This is a genomic window from Dactylosporangium sp. CS-047395 (assembly GCF_050942185.1).
Taxonomy (GTDB): domain Bacteria; phylum Actinomycetota; class Actinomycetes; order Mycobacteriales; family Micromonosporaceae; genus Dactylosporangium.
This window is the reverse complement of sequence record NZ_CP192015.1, coordinates 8,728,817-8,745,108: the sequence shown is the minus strand read 5'-3', so window position 1 is coordinate 8,745,108 and position 16,292 is coordinate 8,728,817. Positions and strand designations below refer to the sequence as shown.

Below are 16,292 nucleotides of genomic sequence, written 5' to 3'. Positions count from 1 at the left end.
GGCCCGGTCGCGTCGTGCGCGGCCCGGGCCCGATGCGAACCAGCTGGGCTCAGCCTGCGTCCCACACGTGCGTGTTGTTGATCTCGTTCTGCTTGTAGTTGCCGTGCGCCGAGCCGACCAGCGCACCGGTCTTGGCCAGCACGGTGTTCAGGTCCGCGATCGCCTGGTCCCACTGGGCCTGGTAGCCCAGGTAGGCCTGCTGGTCGGAGCCTTCCCACGAGATCCGGGCGAGCCGGCTCTTGAGGTCGGCCAGCTTCTGCTCGATGCGCTGCGAGATCTGGATGATCTGCGCCTCGCCGTCCTGCAGGGCCGCGTAGTTGACGTAAACTTCGCCGTCGCTCATGTGCGTTCCTCAGCCTCTCTCGTCCGTCGGATCAGGACGGGTTGATGCCGGCGATGATGCTGTTGACGGCGGCCTGCTGGTCGGCGTCGGTCTGCTGGTGCATGCCCGCGGACTTCTCGAGCGCGTCCGCGATGCCCTCGAGGGCGAGCAGCACCCGGCCGACGTCCTGCTGCCACTGCCCGGCCAGGCCCTGGAACGCGGTGGCCGCGGAGCCGCGCCAGCCGCTGAGCATGTGGGCGACGGTTCCGTCGAAGCCGCGGACCTCGCCGTTGATCTCTTCCTTGACCGCCCTGACGTCCTTAGCAGCCTGATAGAGCGTGGTGAAATCCACGCTACTGGTACCGCTCATACCCGCGCCCTTCCTCTGCTGACTCACTTCATCGATGCGCCGGCCGGCTGACCGTCGCGGTCACCGCGGCCGTCGCCGTCCGTGAGTGGCGGTACGACCCCGTGCATCGTCTGCACAAAACGGTAGCTGATGGGGGCCGCTCCCCGCTGACCCCATTTACGGTGGTCTACCCGCGCAACCTACTGCGGACGGTCACAGCGGGTCCACCCAGGCCGTCTGGATCAGCTCCACGTTCTCGGCGTTGCGCACCAGGAACCCGCGGCCGGGCGGCTGCGGGCTCGGCTTGAGGGTGCCGAACAGCGCGCCCTCCTCGCGGTTGCCGGACATCTGCAGGCCGGGCGAGTTGATCTCGCGGAGCCGCTGGATGACCGGCTCGTACAGGGCCCGGGCGGCACCGCCGGTGCGCCGCGCGACGATCAGGTGCAGGCCCACGTCGCGGGCCTGCGGCAGCAGGTCGACCAGCGCCGAGACCGGGTTCCCGCCGACGCCCGCCACCCGGTCGTAGTCGTCGATCAGCACGAACACCTCCGGCCCCTTCCACCAGTTGCGCTTGCGCAGCTGGTCGGGGGTCACGTCGGGGCCGGGCAGCCGGTTGGTGATGGCCTGGCGGACCGAGTTGAGCGTGTCGGTGAGTGCCTGCCCCGAGGGCGCATAGGCCAGCTGGTACTCCGCCGAGAACGCGCCGAGCAGCCCCCGCCCGTAGTCGCCGACGACCAGTTTGGCCTGGTCGGGCGAGTACCGGTCCATGATCTGGCGGCCGATCAGCCGCAGCAGGTTGGTCCGGCCCGAACCCGAGTCGCCGAAGACGATCAGGTGCGGATCGACGTCGAAGTTGAGGTACACGGGAGCCAGGTGCGCCTCGTTGATCCCGATCGGGATGCCGGGCTGGGCGCGGTCCGTGACCCGGGCCAGATCCGCCGCGGGCAGCAGCCGCGGCAGCAGCCGCACCTTGGGCGAGGGCCGCCCGGTCCAGCTCTCCGCCACCCGCTTGACCAGGTCGGCCACCCCGTCGGAGACGTCGGCCGGGAGCTGGCTGCCGTCGATGCGCGGCAGGGCGGAGAGGAAGTGCCGCTTGTCGTGGGTCAGGCCGCGGCCCGGCACCCCGGCCGGCACGTTGGCCGCGGCCCGGCGGTCGATCTCCGACTCGTTGGGGTCGCCCAGGCGCAGCTCGATCCGGGTGCCGATGAGGTCGCGCAGGTTGCTGCGCACCTCGGCCCAGCGGGTGGCGCTGATCACGATGTGCACGCCGAAGCCCAGGCCGCGCGGGGCGATCTGGGTGGTGACGATCGAGACCAGCTCCTCGTACTCCTCGCGCAGCAGGCCCCAGCCGTCCACCACCAGGAACACGTCGCCGAACGGGTCCTCGGGGAAGTCGCCGGCCGCCCGCCGTGCCCGGTACGCCGCCATCGAGTCGATCGCGTTGGCGGTGAACCGCGCCTCCCGCTCGTCGAGCAGGGCGGCGACCTCGGCGACGGTACGGCGGACCGCCTCCGCGTCCCGGCGCCCGGCCACCCCGGCGGTGTGCGGCAGCCCGTCGAGCACCCGCAGCGTGCCACCGCCCAGGTCGATGCAGAAGAACTGGGCCTCGGCCGGGGTGTGGGTCAGCGCCAGGGAGCCGATCAGCGAGCGCAGCAGGGTGCTCTTGCCGGCCTGCGGGCCGCCGACCACGACCACGTGCCCGCCAGCGCCGTCGAGGCTGAGCCCCATCGGGTCACGGCGCTGCTCGAACGGCCGGTCCACGATGCCGACGGCGGCCATGAGCCGGCCGTTGCCGTTCCAGCCGACCGGGCTGAGCCCGCGCGCGGGGTCGACCGACAGGGCCGGCAGCAGCATGTCCAGCGTGGACGGTTCGGCCAGCGGCGGCAGCCAGACCTGGTGGGCCGCCGGTCCCTGGCCGCGCAGCTTGCCGATCATCACGTCGAGCATCGAGATCTGCTTGCCCTCGTGCTCCGGCTCCGGCTCGGGCGCCTTGGGCTGCTCGGGGATGGCCACCCGGTCGATGCCGTACGGCACCACCCGCTGCTGCACCCGCACCTGCGAGCCGGGCGTGGAGCTGATCTCGCGGTACGGCCCGGAGACGTACGCCGCCCGGAAGCGCAGCATCGTCGTGGTGTCGACCTTGAGATACCCGTGCCCGGGCGCGCCGGGCAGCTCGTAGGCGTCGGGCACGCCGAGCACGATGCGGCTCTCGATGGGCGAGAAGGTGCGCAGGCCGATCCGGTACGAGAGGTAGGTGTCCAGGCCCCGCAGCTTGCCCTCCTCGAGGCGCTGCGAGGCGAGCATGAGGTGCACGCCGACCGACCGGCCGATCCGCCCGATCTGGATGAACAGGTCGATGAAGTCCGACTTGTCCTGCAGCAGCTCGCTGAACTCGTCGCAGATCACCATGAGGCTCGGCAGCGGCTGCAGGGGTTCGCCCGCCCGGCGCGCCTTCTCGTACTCGTGCCGGTTCACGTAGTTGCCGGCCGAGCGCAGCAGCTCCTGGCGCCGGACCAGCTCGCCGCGGATGGCCTCCTGCATGCGGTCGACCCGGGGCAGGTCGTTCTTGAGGTTGGTGATGACGGCGCTGGTGTGCGGCAGCGCCTCCATCGAGGCGAAGGTCGCGCCGCCCTTGTAGTCGATGAGGACGAAGTTGAGGTCCTCGGAGGAGTGGTTGACGGCCAGCGCCGAGACGATGGTCCGCAGCAGCTCGCTCTTGCCGGCGCCGGTCGCGCCGACGACCAGGCCGTGCGGGCCCATGCCCTCCAGCGCCGACTCCTTGAGGTCCAGCTCGACCACCGAGCCGTCCGGGCCGGGGCCGAGCGGGATGCGCAGCTGCTCCCGCAGCGGCCGGGTGCGCCAGTTGACCCGGATGTCGATGTTCGCGGCGTCGCCGATGCCCAGCAGGTCGGGCAGGTCCATGGTCCGGGCCAGCGGCTCCTCGCCGCCGGCGTGCTGGGACAGGCGGAAGGGGGCGAGCTGGCGGGCCAGGCCCTCGGCCTGCTGGACGGTCATCGCGTCGGGCGCGCCCAGCGAGGTGGCCTTGTCGCCCTGGCTGACCTGGGCCGAGCCGGGCGCCACGGTGAGGTGCAGCAGCCACCGGCCGGCGTCGCGGGGCACCATCCCGGACAGGTCGAGCACGGTGGTGCCCTGCAGCCCGGGGCCGAGCAGCTGGCAGGTCGGGGCCACCTCGCCGCCGTCGAGGACGACCAGCACGTGCGCGGCGGTGGTCAGCGCCTTGTTCTCCGGGCGGTGCCGCTGCCGGCCGGCCAGCTCGTCGCCGAGCAGGTCCTCCATCTCGGTCAGGGTGGTGGTGACCAGCCGCACCGGCCCGGCCCCGTCGACCTGGCGCGGGCTCTGGGCGTGCGGCAGCCACTTGACCCACTCCCACTCGCGCTGCCGCTCGGGCGCGGCCACCACCGCGATGAGCAGGTCCTCGGGGGCCTGGAAGGTGGCCAACTGGCACAGCAGCGAGCGGGCCAGCGCGGTCGCGGTCGGCCGGTCGCCCTGCAGCACCACCCGCCCGAAGGCCCGCAGCGACACCGCGATCGGCAGGTTGGGCACGATGGAGTGGGCGCGCACGAAGCGGCGCAGCCCGATCGCGCTCATCGGCTCCAGGTCGGCCAGCGGCTTGGTCTCCGGGGTGACCAGCTTCACCGCGAGCTTCTGCGGGCCGACGGCCACCCGGACCTGGCCGAAGTCGTCGTCGGTGATCCGCCGCTCCCACATCCGCCGGGAGGCCGCGATCGACCACAGCGCGTCGGGCTGCGGGTACATCCAGGACAGCGCGGCCCGCTGCTGGGCCGCGGCGCGCCGGGCCTGCCGGCGGACCTGGGCCAGGTAGCGCATGTAGTCGCGGCGCTCGGCGTCGATCTCGGCCTTGCTGGTGCCGCCGCCCCCGTTGGCCATCGAGCCGACGCCCATGCCGAGCATCGAGACGGCGAAGATCGCACCCGTGACGTACGTCATCATCCCGCCGCCGCGGCCGGCGTACATGAACGCCATCGCGCCCGCGCCGGCCACCATCGGCAGCAGCATCAGCAGCCGCCCGGCGCCGCCCGGCAGGTTCTCGGGAAGCTCCGGCGGCGACTCCAGCAGCAGCTCGCCGCGGGGCAGCTGCGGACCGGACAGCCTGGCCGGCCGGCCGAAGATGACGGTACTCACGATTCCTCCCCTGGCACCCGCGGGCCCCGCCAAGGGGCTCGTTGTGGGTACGCTCTGCCCGACATCGAGAGAGCCTAATGGTCCTGACGCCGAAGGAGTGCCCCTCGTGCCGACCGTTGCCAGCGGCGGGCTCAGCAAGGTCACCATCGTGGCCCCGCAGAGCCGGGTGGACCTCGCCCTGCCGGCCGATGTTCCCATCGCCGACCTGCTGCCGACCCTGCTGCGCTACGCCCGGCCGGACCTGGCCGACGACGGCGTGAGCCACGGCGGCTGGGTGCTGTCCCGGCTGGGCGGGGTGCCGCTGGACTCCTCGCGGACCTCGGCCCAGCTGGACATCCGCGACGGCGAGATGCTCTTCTTCACCCCGCGCGCGCAGGCCGCGCCCGAGGTGGTCTTCGACGACGTGGTCGACGCGGTGGCCACCGGCACGCAGGAGCGCGGCGGACGCTGGCAGGCGGCCAACGCCCGCCGGTTCGCCCTCGGCCTCGGCGTGGCCGCGCTGCTCGCCGGGGCCCTGGTCGCGCTGGCCGCCGGGCCGCCGCAGCTGCCGGGCGCGCTGGTCGCGCTGGCCGTGGCGGTCGCGCTGGTGCTGACCGCGCTGATCGCCTCGCGGGCGTTGTCCGACAGCCGCTCCGGGGTCGCCTTCGGCCTGGTCGGCGTCGTGTACGGCGGCATCGGCGGCCTGCTCGTGCTGGCCGGCGGCCGCTCGCTGGGTGACCTCACCGCGGCCCACGTGCTGGTCGGCGGCGCGGCCGTGGCGGTGTTCGCCAGCCTGGCCGCCGTCGCGGTGGCCGACGCCACCCAGGTCTTCCTGGCCGCCGCCGCGGTCGGGGTGGCGATCTGCCTCGGTGCCGCGGTGGACCTCGTGTTCGGCGGCAGCCCCGCGGCCGGCGCCGCCGTCGTGTTCGCGCTGGCGTTCGCGCTGCTGCCGGCGACGCCGATGCTCGCGTACCGGATGGCGCGGCTGCCGATTCCGACGGTACCGAATGATCCCGAGGAACTGCGGGCCGATGCCACCACTGTGGACGGTCAGCGGGTGCTCGCCCAGAGCAAGCGGGCCGACGACTTCCTGACGGCCATGCTGGGGTGGGTGGCCGCGGTCGGGCTGGGCGCGGCGGTGATCCTCGCCATCGGGCACACCCTGGCCAGCCTGATCCTGTGCTCGGTGCTGGCGCTGCTGCTGCTGATCCGGGCCCGCTGGTTCCTCGGGCTGGGCCAGCGGCTGCCGCTGCTGATCGCCGGCTCGGCCGCGCTGGGTGCGGTCGCCCTCGCCGGGTTCCTCGAGACGTCCGCGATGCAGCGGCTCACGCTGGTGCTGGGCACCCTGATCGTGCTCGCCGTGATCAGCGTCGGCTACGGGCTGTCCGGGGCCGGGCGCCGGATCAGCCCGGTGTGGGCCCGCGTGCTGGACATCATCGAGACGGTGCTGATCGTCTCGGTGGTGCCGCTGGTGCTGTGGGTGTGCGACCTGTACGGCTGGATCCGGTCCATCGAGCCGTGACGCCGGCGGACGGTGTTCCTGGCGCTTTCGTCTACCGCTCGATGTCCTGAAGAGCGGTGGGGGAGCTTCGCTCCACCCACACCCCCTCAAAAGCAGACCGCAGCGGGGTCTACTGGCGGCAGCACGTCATGGTGCAATGCGGGCTAGTTAGCGGGATCGGTGCGGCGCGCCGAAGAAGTGCGTCTCGGCGGCGGTCGGGCTGACCCACACGTAGCGGTTGGCGCCGCCGCCGACCAGCGCGATCATGTCGTCGTGCATGGCCTGCACCAGACCCGCGGTGCGCCCGTCGAGGCGCAGCAGGGCCGCTTCCTCCGGGGCCAGGCGCTGGGCGATCAGCAGCGTCGCCGAGCCGGCCACCGCCGCGCCGGGCGGGGTCAGCCAGGGCAGCACGGTCAGCCGGGTCTGCCAGGGCGCGAGGTTGCCGCGGGCGGCCGGGGCGTACGGGCCGAAGTCGTCGATCAGCAGCACCGGGCTGGACCAGCTCGCGGTCGCCTTGATCGGCCGGTCACCGACGATGACGGCGAGCCGGTCGGTGCCGTGCGTGGCGCGGACCAGCGGCTGCCAGCGCTCGGGCGCCGTGGTGCTCACGGCCACCCACGCCCCCACCGCCAGCGCCCGGAACGCGACCAGGGACGCCAGCCACCAGCCGCCGATCAGCGCCACCCGCACCGGCTCCTCGCGGAACATCCGGACCGGCACCAGCGCCCGCTCGACGCTGCGGCCCAGGACCAGCCCGGCCGGATCGGCCCCGAACCGCAGCCAGGCCAGCTGATCGACCGCGCCGACGTGCGTACCAGTGCTGCTCATGCCTTCCCTCACGCTCATGCTCCGCCGCCCGTGGGGCAGGTGGCATACACGGCCGGGCCGTGCTCGTCGTCCAGCCGGCGCACCCGGCCCCCGCCCTGCCGGGCCAGGTCCTCCACCGCCTTGCCGGCCTGCGCGATCCCGGCCGCCGGCGCCCCGATCCGGATCAGCCCGCGCAGCCCGACCTCGCCGTCGGCCGGGCTCACCAGCACCGACACGCTCACGAGCAGGGCCGGCAGCCGGCTGAACCCGGCCAGGAAGTCCGTCGGGCGCCCGCTCGGCCACTCGGTGACCTCGTAGCAGACCTGGGCCAGACTGCTCGACTGCCAGAAACGCCCCTGTTCGGTACCGGGAGTAGCCGCGCCGCCGCTCGCCCCGCTGACGGCGTCGAGCAGTTCGAGCCCGTCCAGGATGCGATAGGGAACGTCCACCTCGGACAGTGCCTTGCCGACCCGGGCGATGCTCGTGGCCAGGGCCCGGTGCACGCCGTCCAGCCCGCCGCCCCGGCTCGCGGCGGCGTCGGCGGCATCGGCCGGGGCCAGCCGCAGGGCCACCCACAGCGCCTGGTCGGCCTGCACGGCGTCGGATCCGAGCAGTTCGCGGTACGACTGGACGAGCGGGGCGCCGGACCCGACGGCCTGGGTCGGCGCGGGCAGCACGCAGCTGACCACCTGCAGGCGGGAGACCGGGACCGAGGTCTCGGTGAACACCCGGGCCAGGCGGTCCAGCGTGAACGCGGCCCGGCGGGTGCCGTCCATGGACGAGAAGGGTGCCACGACGAGGGCGCAGTACCAGCCGTGCTCGTCCTGGCCGATGCCGATGTCACTGCCGCGGTCGTGGTGCTCGCGGATCGCCGCTCCGGGGGCCAGCGCGGCCAGCGCCACCAGCCGCGGGTCGCCGCTGCGGGTCGCGGTGGCCATCGCCCGGCGGGCGGCCAGCCGGCGCGAGCGCACCGCGGCGCGCCGGCGCAGCTGGGTCGGCCACCACCGGCCGCCGATCCGGATCGACACGACCAGCAGCAGGAGCACCGCGACCGCACCCGACACGACGCGCAGGAACGGGTCGGCGGACAGCGCGGCGACGACGATGGCGAGCAGCGCGACCTGGGCCGTCATCACCCGGCCGACCGGGAAGTCGCCCAGCGCACCGCGGCGCCGGCGGATCGCGAAGACCGCCTGTGCGCTCACCCGCTGTCGCGAAACTGTGGCCGTCGCCGCCATCCGCTGCCTCTCCCCGTCGACCACCCGGCTTCCGTGGCGATCCGGGTCCCCGCAGCCTATCGGTCGGCACCTATCCTAGGGGGGCCGCGCCGACCCCCGGTGCGAGCCGGTGGCGCCGAAATGAGGATGAATTGCCATGCGTACCCGCAGCGAGCAGGTACAGGCCCACCGATTCGTCACCCGGCGGATCGCGTCGGCCCTGCTCTCCGGGGAACCGGAGACGACCGACCTGCCGATGCGCCGGCTCGGTCTGGCCATCTTCGGCAGCGTCATGCTGGCCACCATCGTCTTCGCGGCGTTCGGCATCTACGGCCAGATCAGGCCCGGCGGCGGGACGCTCGAGGACAACTCCATCGTCATCGAGCAGGAGTCCGGCGCCCGCTTCGTCTACCTGCAGGGCCGCTTGTACCCCGTGCTGAACTACGCCTCCGCCCGGCTCATCATGGGCAGCCCGGCACCCAACGTGTCCACGGTGTCCAACCGCAAGCTGCGCGACGTCCCGCGCGGCGTGCCCGTCGGCATTCCCAACGCGCCCGACTCGCTGCCGGACCCCAACTCGCTGGTCGGCCTGCCGTGGCAGGTGTGCGAGGGGCCGCGCTCGACCTCCAGTGCGACGTTGACCACATCCCTGCTCATCGGGGCCGCGGTGCCGGACGGGACCGGCCTGGGCGACGAGGGCCTGCTGCTCACGCTGGGCGACGGCGGCACCGCCTACGTGCTGCTGCACGGCGTCCGGCTCAAGGTGGCCGGCGGCACGGCGGGCAATCCGGTCCGGGCCGCGCTCAACCTGTCCTCGGCGCGGCCGGTGGTGGTCGACGACGCGTTCCTCAACGCGCTGCCGGCCGGGCCCGACCTCGCGGTGCCGTCGATCCCCGGCAAGGGCGGCAACAGCCAGCGCAAGCTCAACGGGGCGAACGTGGCGATCGGGACGCTGTACCACACCAACGACACCTTCTACGTGATGCTCGCGCAGGGCCTGGCCACGATCGGCGAGGTGACGGCCAACCTGCTGGTGGCGGGCGGGGCCGCGCGCCCGGCCGAGCTGTCCCCGTCGGCCATCGGCACCGTGCCGATCACCGGCGACTTCGACCCGCCGGGGATGCCGCGCAACCTGTGGACCATGCACCAGGCGCCGAACGGGGCCACGGTCTGCGCCAAGTTCACCAGCCAGGCCGACCCGGCCACCCAGACCGTCGCGGTCGACCTGCACAACCAGATCCCGGGCACCCTCGCGCAGATCACCGCGGGCGACGTGAGCGCGCCGCGGGTCGGCGTCGACGGGGTGGTCAGCGCGGACCGGGTGGTCATCGCGGGCGGCCACGGCGCCCTGGTGCGGCTGCTGCCCGCGCCGGGTTCGTCGGCCGGCACCACGGTGTACCTGATCACGGACCAGGGCATCAAGTACCCGCTGGAGGCGACCCCGAGCGCCGGCGGGGCCAGTGCCGCGCCGGCCGGCCAAGGTGCGCAGAGCTCGCTGGGGTACGCGGACGTCAAGCCGGTGCCGATCGATCGGGATCTTCTGGCCCTCGTGCCCACCGGGCCCGTGCTCAGCCCCGCCGCGGCCCTGAACTTCGCGGCCGCCGCCGCGCCGACTCCGACGGTCCGCCCCTCGAGTTGAACGGGGCGGCGCGGATGGGCGTGTATCGATTACTGTAGGCAGTATTCCGTCGGGACCGATGGCTACGGGGGTGGGACTGGTCATGGCAGGCGAAAACTCCTCGATCAACATGATCTCGTTGGTCGAGTTCAACAATCGGCTCGCCGGGCGGCTCAGTGAGGCCGACTCGGTGCTCACCGCCCTGCGCCAGGACCCGGTGCTGACCGCGGGCGGCCTGGTGAAGGCGCCCAAGCTCGGCAACTTCACCGACGCGCTGGCGGCCGAGCAGGACTACACCACGCTGTACAACCAGTTCGTGGAGCGCCTGCAGCAGCTGCACAACGCGATCACGGCCGCGCAGAAGGCGACCACCACGATCGCCGCGAACTACCGCACCACCGAGTCGCTGAACACGGCCGGGGCCAAGGAGATCACCAACGCCCTCGCCGACGTGCCCACGGCCCTGGGGGAGCAGTCGTGACCGACGATTTCCACGCCAAGTACGCGGGCCTCGACCACGAGCGCCTCTACCAGCAGCTGATGGCCGGCGACCCGGACCAGATCGACGCGGTCGCCGCGAAGATCAGCTCGATGCGGGACACCCTCGGCACCCTGCGCGACACCCTGCACACCGACCTCGCCGGCCTGGCCAAGGGCTGGTCGAGCGACTCGGGCACGGAATACCAGCGCCGCCTGGGCCTGATCGGCTCCTTCTCCACCGCCCTGCACTCCGACCTGGACTCGGTGCACACCACCCTGACCAGCTGGTCGGGCCTGCTGCGGGAGGCCAAGAAGCGCGCCGAGTCGGAGGCCAACCCGGCCGACACCGACGACAACAACAGCACCGTCAAGGACGCCGCCATCGGCGCCGCGGCCGGCGCCCCGCTCGGCGTCCCCGGCATGCTGGCCGGCGGCCTGATCGGCGGCTGGATGGGCCACAACCAGGACGAGGAAGAGCGCCAGAAGGCCCACGACCGCATGATCACGCTGGTCGCCACCCTGGCCGCGAACTACACCACGAGCGACCGCATGCCGGAGACCGTGGCCATCGCCGACTCCGAGCTGCCCGTCGACTCGACGAACCCGCTGACCTTCGGCACCTCCACCGGCACGACGTCCTCCCCGCACAGCGTGCACGGCACCGGCGCCGCCGTGAACACGGCCGCCCCGGTCGTGGACGCCACCAAGACCGACGAGGTGGCAGCGCTCTCCGGCGCCGGCGACCAGGTCGGCCTGACCACCACCGGCGACTCCCTGGCCATCGGCGGCCTGCCCGGCTCGACCGGCAGCGGCTCCCTGCTGAGCAACGGCACCCTGGCCGCAACGGCCCTGGGCGCGACGGCGGCCGGGCTGGGCGTGCTGGGCGCGACGGGCAAGCTCCCGTTCGGTACGGGCGCCAACCTGGCCAACGCCGAAGCCACGGGCGGCAGCGGCGTGGGCCGCCCCGGCAACCTCTTCGCCGGCACCGGCGGCCGCGTGGCCGACGAGGGCGCGCTCGGCATCAACCGCGGCACGGGCGCGGCCGGCGCCCGCCGGGGCGCCGACGACGAGGACGAAGAGCACCGCACCTGGCTGACCGAGGACGAAATGGTGTGGGGCGACGACCAGTCCACCGCACCCCCGGTCGTCGGCGGCGACCAGGAGTCCTGATCACGGCCGGTACCATCGGACCGATGGCATACGTCCGGATCGGTGGCGTCGAGCTGTACTCCGTCGTCGCCGGTGAGGGCGAGCCCGTCCTGCTGCTGCACGGCGGGTGGTGTTCGCTCGAATACCTGCAGGCGCAGGCCGACGCGCTCGTGGCGGACTACCGGGTGTTCGCGTTCGAGCGGCCCGGGCATGGGCGGTCGGCCGACGTCGACGGTGAGTACAGCTACGCGCGCATGGTCGCCGACACGGTCGCGTATCTCGATGCCGTCGGGCTGCGGGACGTGCACGTGGTGGGGTTCAGTGACGGGGCGATCATCGGGCTGCTGCTCGCCATGGAGCATCCCGAGCGGGTGCGGTCGCTCGTCGCCATCAGTGCCAACCTCGACCCGGCCGCGTTCGATCTGTCCGATGTGGAGGCTGAGGAGAGCGGCGAGCCCGATGCCGAGCGGCTGGCCTATGAGCGGCTGTCGCCGGACGGGCCGGCGCACGCCGACGTGGTGCTCGAGAAGCTGTTCCGGCTGTGGACCGGCGAGCCGCACATCGAGCCGGATCAGCTGCGGCGGATCGCCGCGCCGGTGCTCATCATGGCGGGCGATCGGGACACGATCCGGGCCGAGCACACGCTGCTCATCGCCGCGTCCGTTCCCGGTGCGCAGCTGGCCATCGTGCCGGGCACCACGCACGGGCTGGTCAAGCAGCGGCCGGCGCTCGTCAATACGCTCATCCGCGAGTTCCTGGGGCCGATCGGCGCAGGAGCCACACGAAGTACGGGGCGCCGACCAGAGCCATCATGAGGCCGGCCGGGATCTGGGACGGGGCGATCAGCGTGCGGCCCAGGGTGTCCGCCACCGAGACGAGCAGGGCGCCCAGGACCATCGCCACCGGGACGATCCGGCCGTGCCTCGCGCCGACCAGGGCGCGGGCGATGTGCGGGGCGACCAGGCCGACGAAGCTCACCACGCCGATCGGGACGACGCTCACCGCGGCGGCGACCGCGGCGATGGTGAGCAGGATGAGGCGGGAACGTTCGCGGGGTACGCCGAAGATGCGCGGGGTGTCCTCGTCGATCGCCAGCAGGTCGAGGCGGCGGCGCATGGCCAGGACCGCGGGGGTGGCCACCAGCAGGACCACCGCGACCGGGATCACGTCGGCGGACGTGCGGCCGTAGGTGGTGCCCGAGAGCCAGGTCAGGATGCGCGGGGTGTCCCACGGGTCGGCGCGCAGGAGCAGGAACGTGCTGATGTCGCTCAGCGCGTACCCGCAGCCGATGCCGATGAGCAGGAAGCGGTCCGGGAGCAGGCCGCCGCGCCAGGCCAGCAGGGCGATCAGGGCGAAGGTGAGCAGGCCGGTGCCGACGGCGGCGATGACGAGCGCGGGGCGGCCGCCCAGGCCCGAGGTGACGATGATCACGGCGCCCAGGCCGGCGCCGGCGGTGATGCCGAGGATGCCGGGTTCGGCGAGCGGGTTGCGCACGGTGCCCTGGACGATGGTGCCGGCCAGCGCCAGGGCGGCGCCCGCGACGACGGCGGCCGCGACCCTTGGCGCCCGGTCGTCCACAGCGCGCGCGATCAGGTCCGGGGCCGTGCCCTGCAGCCACTGCGCGAGGTCGCCGGTGCGCAGCCACAGGCTGCCGGCGAGCAGGCCGGTGAGGATGGCTGCTGCCAGCAGTACCGTGGAAACCGAAACGACCGCCAGAAAACGTCCGCGCGACCGGACGGCCACGTGGGTCTGCGGTGCCTCACGGGCCGCTCCCGCGTCGCGCAGCCGGAGCGCGAGCACCACGATGACGACCGCGCCGAGCAACGACGTCGGGATGCCGGTCGGGATCGAGGCGGCGGCCTGCGCGCCCAGCACGGCCCGCAGCACCGCGTCGGCGAGCAGCACGAGCAGCGCACCGACCAGCCCGCAGGCGGGGATCAGGAACGCGTGCCGGCCGAGGACGCCGATGCGGCTCGCGGCGAGGCGCACGGCCACCGGGGCGGCGAGGCCGATGAACGCGATCGGGCCGGCGAGGGTAACCGAGATGCTCGTCAGGAGCACCGCGCCCAGCACGGCCAGGGCGCGCGTGGCGCGGATGGGCACCCCGAGCGAGGCGGCCGCGTCGTCGCCGAGGCCGAGCACGTCGAGCCGGCGGGCCAGCAGCAGCGCCGCGACCAGCACGACGATGATGACCGGGGCGGCGCGCTCGGCCGCGTCGAGGTTGAGCTGCGCGAGCGAACCGCTGCCCCACGCGAAGAGACCGGTGGTGCTCTCCTTGAACAGGATGAGCAGCAGCGCGGTGGCCGCGTCGAGCGCGAGCGCCACCGCCGAGCCGGCCAGGATCAGCCGGGTGGAGCCGATGCCCGCGGCGCTGCCGGCCAGGGCGAGCACGAGCCCGGCCGCGACCAGCCCGCCGCCGAAGGCGACCGCGCCCGAGGCCCACAGCGGCACCCCGACGCCGATCGCGGCGACCACGCACAGTGCGAAGTAGGCGCCCGCGGTCACCGCGAGCGTGTCGGGCGCGGCCAGGGCGTTGCGGGTGACCGACTGCAGCAGCGCGCCGGCCACGCCGAGGGCCACCCCGACCGCGATCCCGGCGAACATCCGCGGCAGGCGCGAACCGGTCACCAGATCCCCGATGGGGACGCCGCCGGCGGTTTCGTGGGCGCCGAAGGTGTACCGCAGCAGGCTCCAGAAACCGACGCCCGAAGTGCCCTGCGTGACGTGCCACAGCCCGGCGGACACGACCGCGGCGAGCAGGACGGCCAGGACGGCCGACCCGCTCGCGCGGCCCCGCGGTTGGCTCACGCCTTGGTGAGGATGGTGACGTACGCGTCGATCGCCTGCTCGTTGGAGAGCGGGCCGCCGGCGCCCCAGACGCCCGCCGGGAACGCGTACGCGCGGCCGTCCTTGACCGCCGGCAGCGCCGTCCAGATCGGGCTCTTCCGCAGCTCGGGCACGTAGCTCTCGGCCGTCTGGTCGTCGGAGTAGAACAGGGTCGCGCCGCCGACCGCGGTGAGGCCCTCGATGTCGGTCTGGGCGAGGCCGTAGGAGGGGTCGACGCCGCCGCTGCCGTATTTCTTGTCGATCTCGTCGGTCCACGCCGGCTTCAGGCCGAGCTGCTCGCCGAGCTCGGTGAAGAGGGCGCCCTTGCCGTACGGGCGGATGACGACGTTGCCGCCCTCGATCCAGCCGTCGAAGAACAGGAAGTCGGGGTTCTTCACCTGGGCCGCGGCGACCTTCCGCTTGGCCTCGGCCAGGTGCGCGTCGAACCGCTGGAGCACCTGGTCCGCGCGCTCGGTGCGCCCGACCGCCTGCGCGATCATCGAGAACACCTTCTTCATGTTGGCGATCTGCCCGGACGCGTCCGCGCCGAGCGTGGCGAGCACCGGGACACCGCGGGCGGCGATTTTCGTGAGCAGTTCGTCGTCCGGCTTGAACGCCTCGACGACGATCAGGTCCGGGTTCGTCGCGAACAGCGCGTCCAGGTCGGGCTCGCCGCGCTGGCCGACGTCCTTGACGCCGGCGGGGAGGGTCTCGGCCTTCACGTACGTGCCGTAGCCCGCCGGGTCGGCCGCCGCGACCGGGGTCACGCACAGCGTGAGCAGGTCCTCGGTCTGCTGCCACTCCAGCACGGCGACCCGCTGGGCCGGCTTGGCCAGCTCCACCTTGCGCCCGACGCCGTCGGTCAGCGACACGGGCGCGGTCGAGGTCTTCGTGGTGTCGTTCGCGCAGCTCGGCGAGCTCGGCGGGGCGGCGCTGGGGCCGGCCGTGTCCACGTTCGTGGTGCCGCAGGCGGTGACCGCCACGGCGACGGCGCCGAGGGCCGAGAGGCGGACTATCGACTTCATGCGGGGTTCTCTCCTGAGGGGATGCGAAGGCGAGCGGAATGCCGCCCGACGGGGTCGATGCGCAGCCGTCCGGTGCGCGCATCGACGCTCACCTCGACGCGGATGTCGTAGACCGCGCCGATGTGCTCGGCCGTGAGCACGTCGAGCGGGTCGCCGGAGGCGTGAATGTGCCCGGCGCGCAGCAACACGAGCGTGTCCGCGACGCGCGCCGCGTGATCGAGGTCGTGCAGCACGATGCCCACGGCCACGCCGTGCTCGACGGCGAGATCGCGGACAAGATCCAAGGTCTCGATCTGGTACCGCAGGTCAAGGTGGTTCGTCGGCTCGTCCAGCAGCACCACGCCGGTCTCCTGGGCCAGGCAGGCGCCGAGCCAGACGCGCTGCATCTCGCCGCCGGACAGCTCGCCGACCGCGCGCTCGCTCATGTCGCGCACGCCGGTGAGCGCCATCGCGCGATCGATCGCTTGACGGTCCATCGTGGACGGTCCGGTGAACGCCCGCCGGTGCGGATGGCGTCCGAAGGCCACGACGTCGCGGACCGTGAGCCCGTGCGGCGCCGGGCGGGACTGGGAGAACAGCGTCACCTCGCGCGCGAACCGGCGCGCGCTGAGCAGGGACACCGGTTCGTCGTTGAGCGTGACCTGGCCGCCGTCGACGCGGTGCAGCCGGGTGAGCGCGCGCAGGAGGGTCGACTTGCCGCTGCCGTTCGGCCCGACCAGCGCGGTGACGTGCCCCGGTCGCAACGTGATCGAGGCGCCGTGCACGACCGCGGTCCTGCCGTAACGCAGGACCACCTCGTCGCCACGCAGCGTGTTCGCGGGAGATGGCATGCCTGGGTGTTCCCGCCGTGGTCCG

Annotated in this window: 13 protein-coding genes; 5 read left to right on the top strand and 8 right to left on the bottom strand. The window is 73.2% G+C overall.

Features of this window, described 5'->3' with window-relative positions:
• Positions 1 to 49 precede the first annotated feature (49 nt).
• The 3 genes from ACQP00_RS40810 to eccCa all read right to left on the bottom strand — a co-directional run bounded on the left by ACQP00_RS40810 (position 50) and on the right by eccCa (position 4,835).
• On the bottom strand, positions 50 to 343 hold the full coding sequence (locus ACQP00_RS40810; protein ID WP_433047839.1) for a WXG100 family type VII secretion target: 294 nt from the start codon (positions 341 to 343) through the stop codon (positions 50 to 52).
• Positions 344 to 374: 31 nt separating this feature from the next.
• A complete protein-coding gene (locus ACQP00_RS40805; RefSeq protein WP_433047836.1) occupies positions 375 to 692 on the bottom strand; it encodes a WXG100 family type VII secretion target in 318 nt (105 codons plus the stop codon).
• A gap of 192 nt (positions 693 to 884) precedes the next feature.
• Positions 885 to 4,835, bottom strand: coding sequence for a type VII secretion protein EccCa (gene eccCa, locus ACQP00_RS40800; protein ID WP_433207145.1), 3,951 nt, complete (start codon positions 4,833 to 4,835; stop codon positions 885 to 887).
• Positions 4,836 to 4,941: 106 nt separating this feature from the next.
• Here eccCa and eccD point away from each other — a divergent pair, with 106 nt between their 5' ends.
• Positions 4,942 to 6,336 (top strand): type VII secretion integral membrane protein EccD, encoded by a 1,395-nt coding sequence (eccD, locus tag ACQP00_RS40795; RefSeq protein ID WP_433207142.1) that lies wholly within the window; start codon positions 4,942 to 4,944, stop codon positions 6,334 to 6,336.
• A gap of 147 nt (positions 6,337 to 6,483) precedes the next feature.
• On the opposite strand, the gene ACQP00_RS40790 is transcribed toward eccD, so the two are convergent.
• Together ACQP00_RS40790 and ACQP00_RS40785 are read right to left on the bottom strand one after the other, a co-directional pair.
• Complete coding sequence (locus ACQP00_RS40790) at positions 6,484 to 7,143, bottom strand: hypothetical protein (RefSeq protein ID WP_433207139.1); 660 nt, start codon at positions 7,141 to 7,143, stop codon at positions 6,484 to 6,486.
• Positions 7,144 to 7,157: 14 nt separating this feature from the next.
• Entirely contained in the window at positions 7,158 to 8,327 is a 1,170-nt protein-coding gene (locus ACQP00_RS40785; RefSeq protein ID WP_433207137.1) for a type VII secretion protein EccE, read from the bottom strand.
• 169 nt (positions 8,328 to 8,496) lie between these two features.
• On the opposite strand from ACQP00_RS40785, the gene eccB reads away from it, so the two are divergent.
• The 4 genes from eccB (at position 8,497) to ACQP00_RS40765 (ending at position 12,401) form a co-directional block, all read left to right on the top strand.
• The gene (gene eccB, locus ACQP00_RS40780) at positions 8,497 to 9,978 is read left to right on the top strand and encodes a type VII secretion protein EccB (protein ID WP_433207134.1); all 1,482 of its coding nucleotides are present in this window, start codon (positions 8,497 to 8,499) and stop codon (positions 9,976 to 9,978) included.
• A gap of 82 nt (positions 9,979 to 10,060) precedes the next feature.
• Positions 10,061 to 10,438 (top strand): hypothetical protein, encoded by a 378-nt coding sequence (locus ACQP00_RS40775; RefSeq protein ID WP_433207131.1) that lies wholly within the window; start codon positions 10,061 to 10,063, stop codon positions 10,436 to 10,438.
• Positions 10,435 to 11,607, top strand: coding sequence for a WXG100 family type VII secretion target (locus ACQP00_RS40770; protein ID WP_433207128.1), 1,173 nt, complete (start codon positions 10,435 to 10,437; stop codon positions 11,605 to 11,607). The genes ACQP00_RS40775 and ACQP00_RS40770 overlap by 4 nt, the downstream gene beginning before the upstream one ends.
• A gap of 23 nt (positions 11,608 to 11,630) precedes the next feature.
• Complete coding sequence (locus tag ACQP00_RS40765) at positions 11,631 to 12,401, top strand: alpha/beta fold hydrolase (RefSeq protein WP_433207125.1); 771 nt, start codon at positions 11,631 to 11,633, stop codon at positions 12,399 to 12,401.
• Here the strand turns inward: ACQP00_RS40765 and ACQP00_RS40760 are convergent.
• Genes ACQP00_RS40760 through ACQP00_RS40750 form a run of 3 tightly spaced genes read right to left on the bottom strand, consistent with a single transcriptional unit; the run spans position 12,328 to position 16,267 of the window.
• Positions 12,328 to 14,394 carry an iron ABC transporter permease gene (locus ACQP00_RS40760; RefSeq protein ID WP_433207122.1) on the bottom strand — a complete coding sequence of 689 codons (2,067 nt, stop codon included), beginning with the start codon at positions 14,392 to 14,394 and terminating at the stop codon, positions 12,328 to 12,330. The two genes, ACQP00_RS40765 and ACQP00_RS40760, sit on opposite strands and share 74 nt — an antisense overlap.
• Positions 14,391 to 15,437: an iron-siderophore ABC transporter substrate-binding protein gene (locus ACQP00_RS40755; protein ID WP_433207119.1), complete on the bottom strand. Its 1,047-nt coding sequence runs from the start codon at positions 15,435 to 15,437 to the stop codon at positions 14,391 to 14,393. Before ACQP00_RS40755 ends, ACQP00_RS40760 begins: the two co-directional genes overlap by 4 nt.
• Positions 15,434 to 16,267: an ABC transporter ATP-binding protein gene (locus ACQP00_RS40750; protein WP_433207116.1), complete on the bottom strand. Its 834-nt coding sequence runs from the start codon at positions 16,265 to 16,267 to the stop codon at positions 15,434 to 15,436. Before ACQP00_RS40750 ends, ACQP00_RS40755 begins: the two co-directional genes overlap by 4 nt.
• Positions 16,268 to 16,292: the final 25 nt, after the last annotated feature.

Bases quoted from the DNA above. Each gene is read 5' to 3' on its own strand.
- ACQP00_RS40810 (WP_433047839.1), bottom strand. From the start codon at position 343: ATGAGCGACGGCGAAGTTTACGTCAACTACGCGGCCCTGCAGGACGGC.
- ACQP00_RS40805 (WP_433047836.1), bottom strand. From the start codon at position 692: ATGAGCGGTACCAGTAGCGTGGATTTCACCACGCTCTATCAGGCTGCT.
- ACQP00_RS40790 (WP_433207139.1), bottom strand. From the start codon at position 7,143: ATGAGCAGCACTGGTACGCACGTCGGCGCGGTCGATCAGCTGGCCTGG.
- eccB (WP_433207134.1), top strand. From the start codon at position 8,497: ATGCGTACCCGCAGCGAGCAGGTACAGGCCCACCGATTCGTCACCCGG.
- ACQP00_RS40775 (WP_433207131.1), top strand. From the start codon at position 10,061: ATGGCAGGCGAAAACTCCTCGATCAACATGATCTCGTTGGTCGAGTTC.
- ACQP00_RS40765 (WP_433207125.1), top strand. From the start codon at position 11,631: ATGGCATACGTCCGGATCGGTGGCGTCGAGCTGTACTCCGTCGTCGCC.
- ACQP00_RS40755 (WP_433207119.1), bottom strand. From the start codon at position 15,437: ATGAAGTCGATAGTCCGCCTCTCGGCCCTCGGCGCCGTCGCCGTGGCG.
- ACQP00_RS40750 (WP_433207116.1), bottom strand. From the start codon at position 16,267: ATGCCATCTCCCGCGAACACGCTGCGTGGCGACGAGGTGGTCCTGCGT.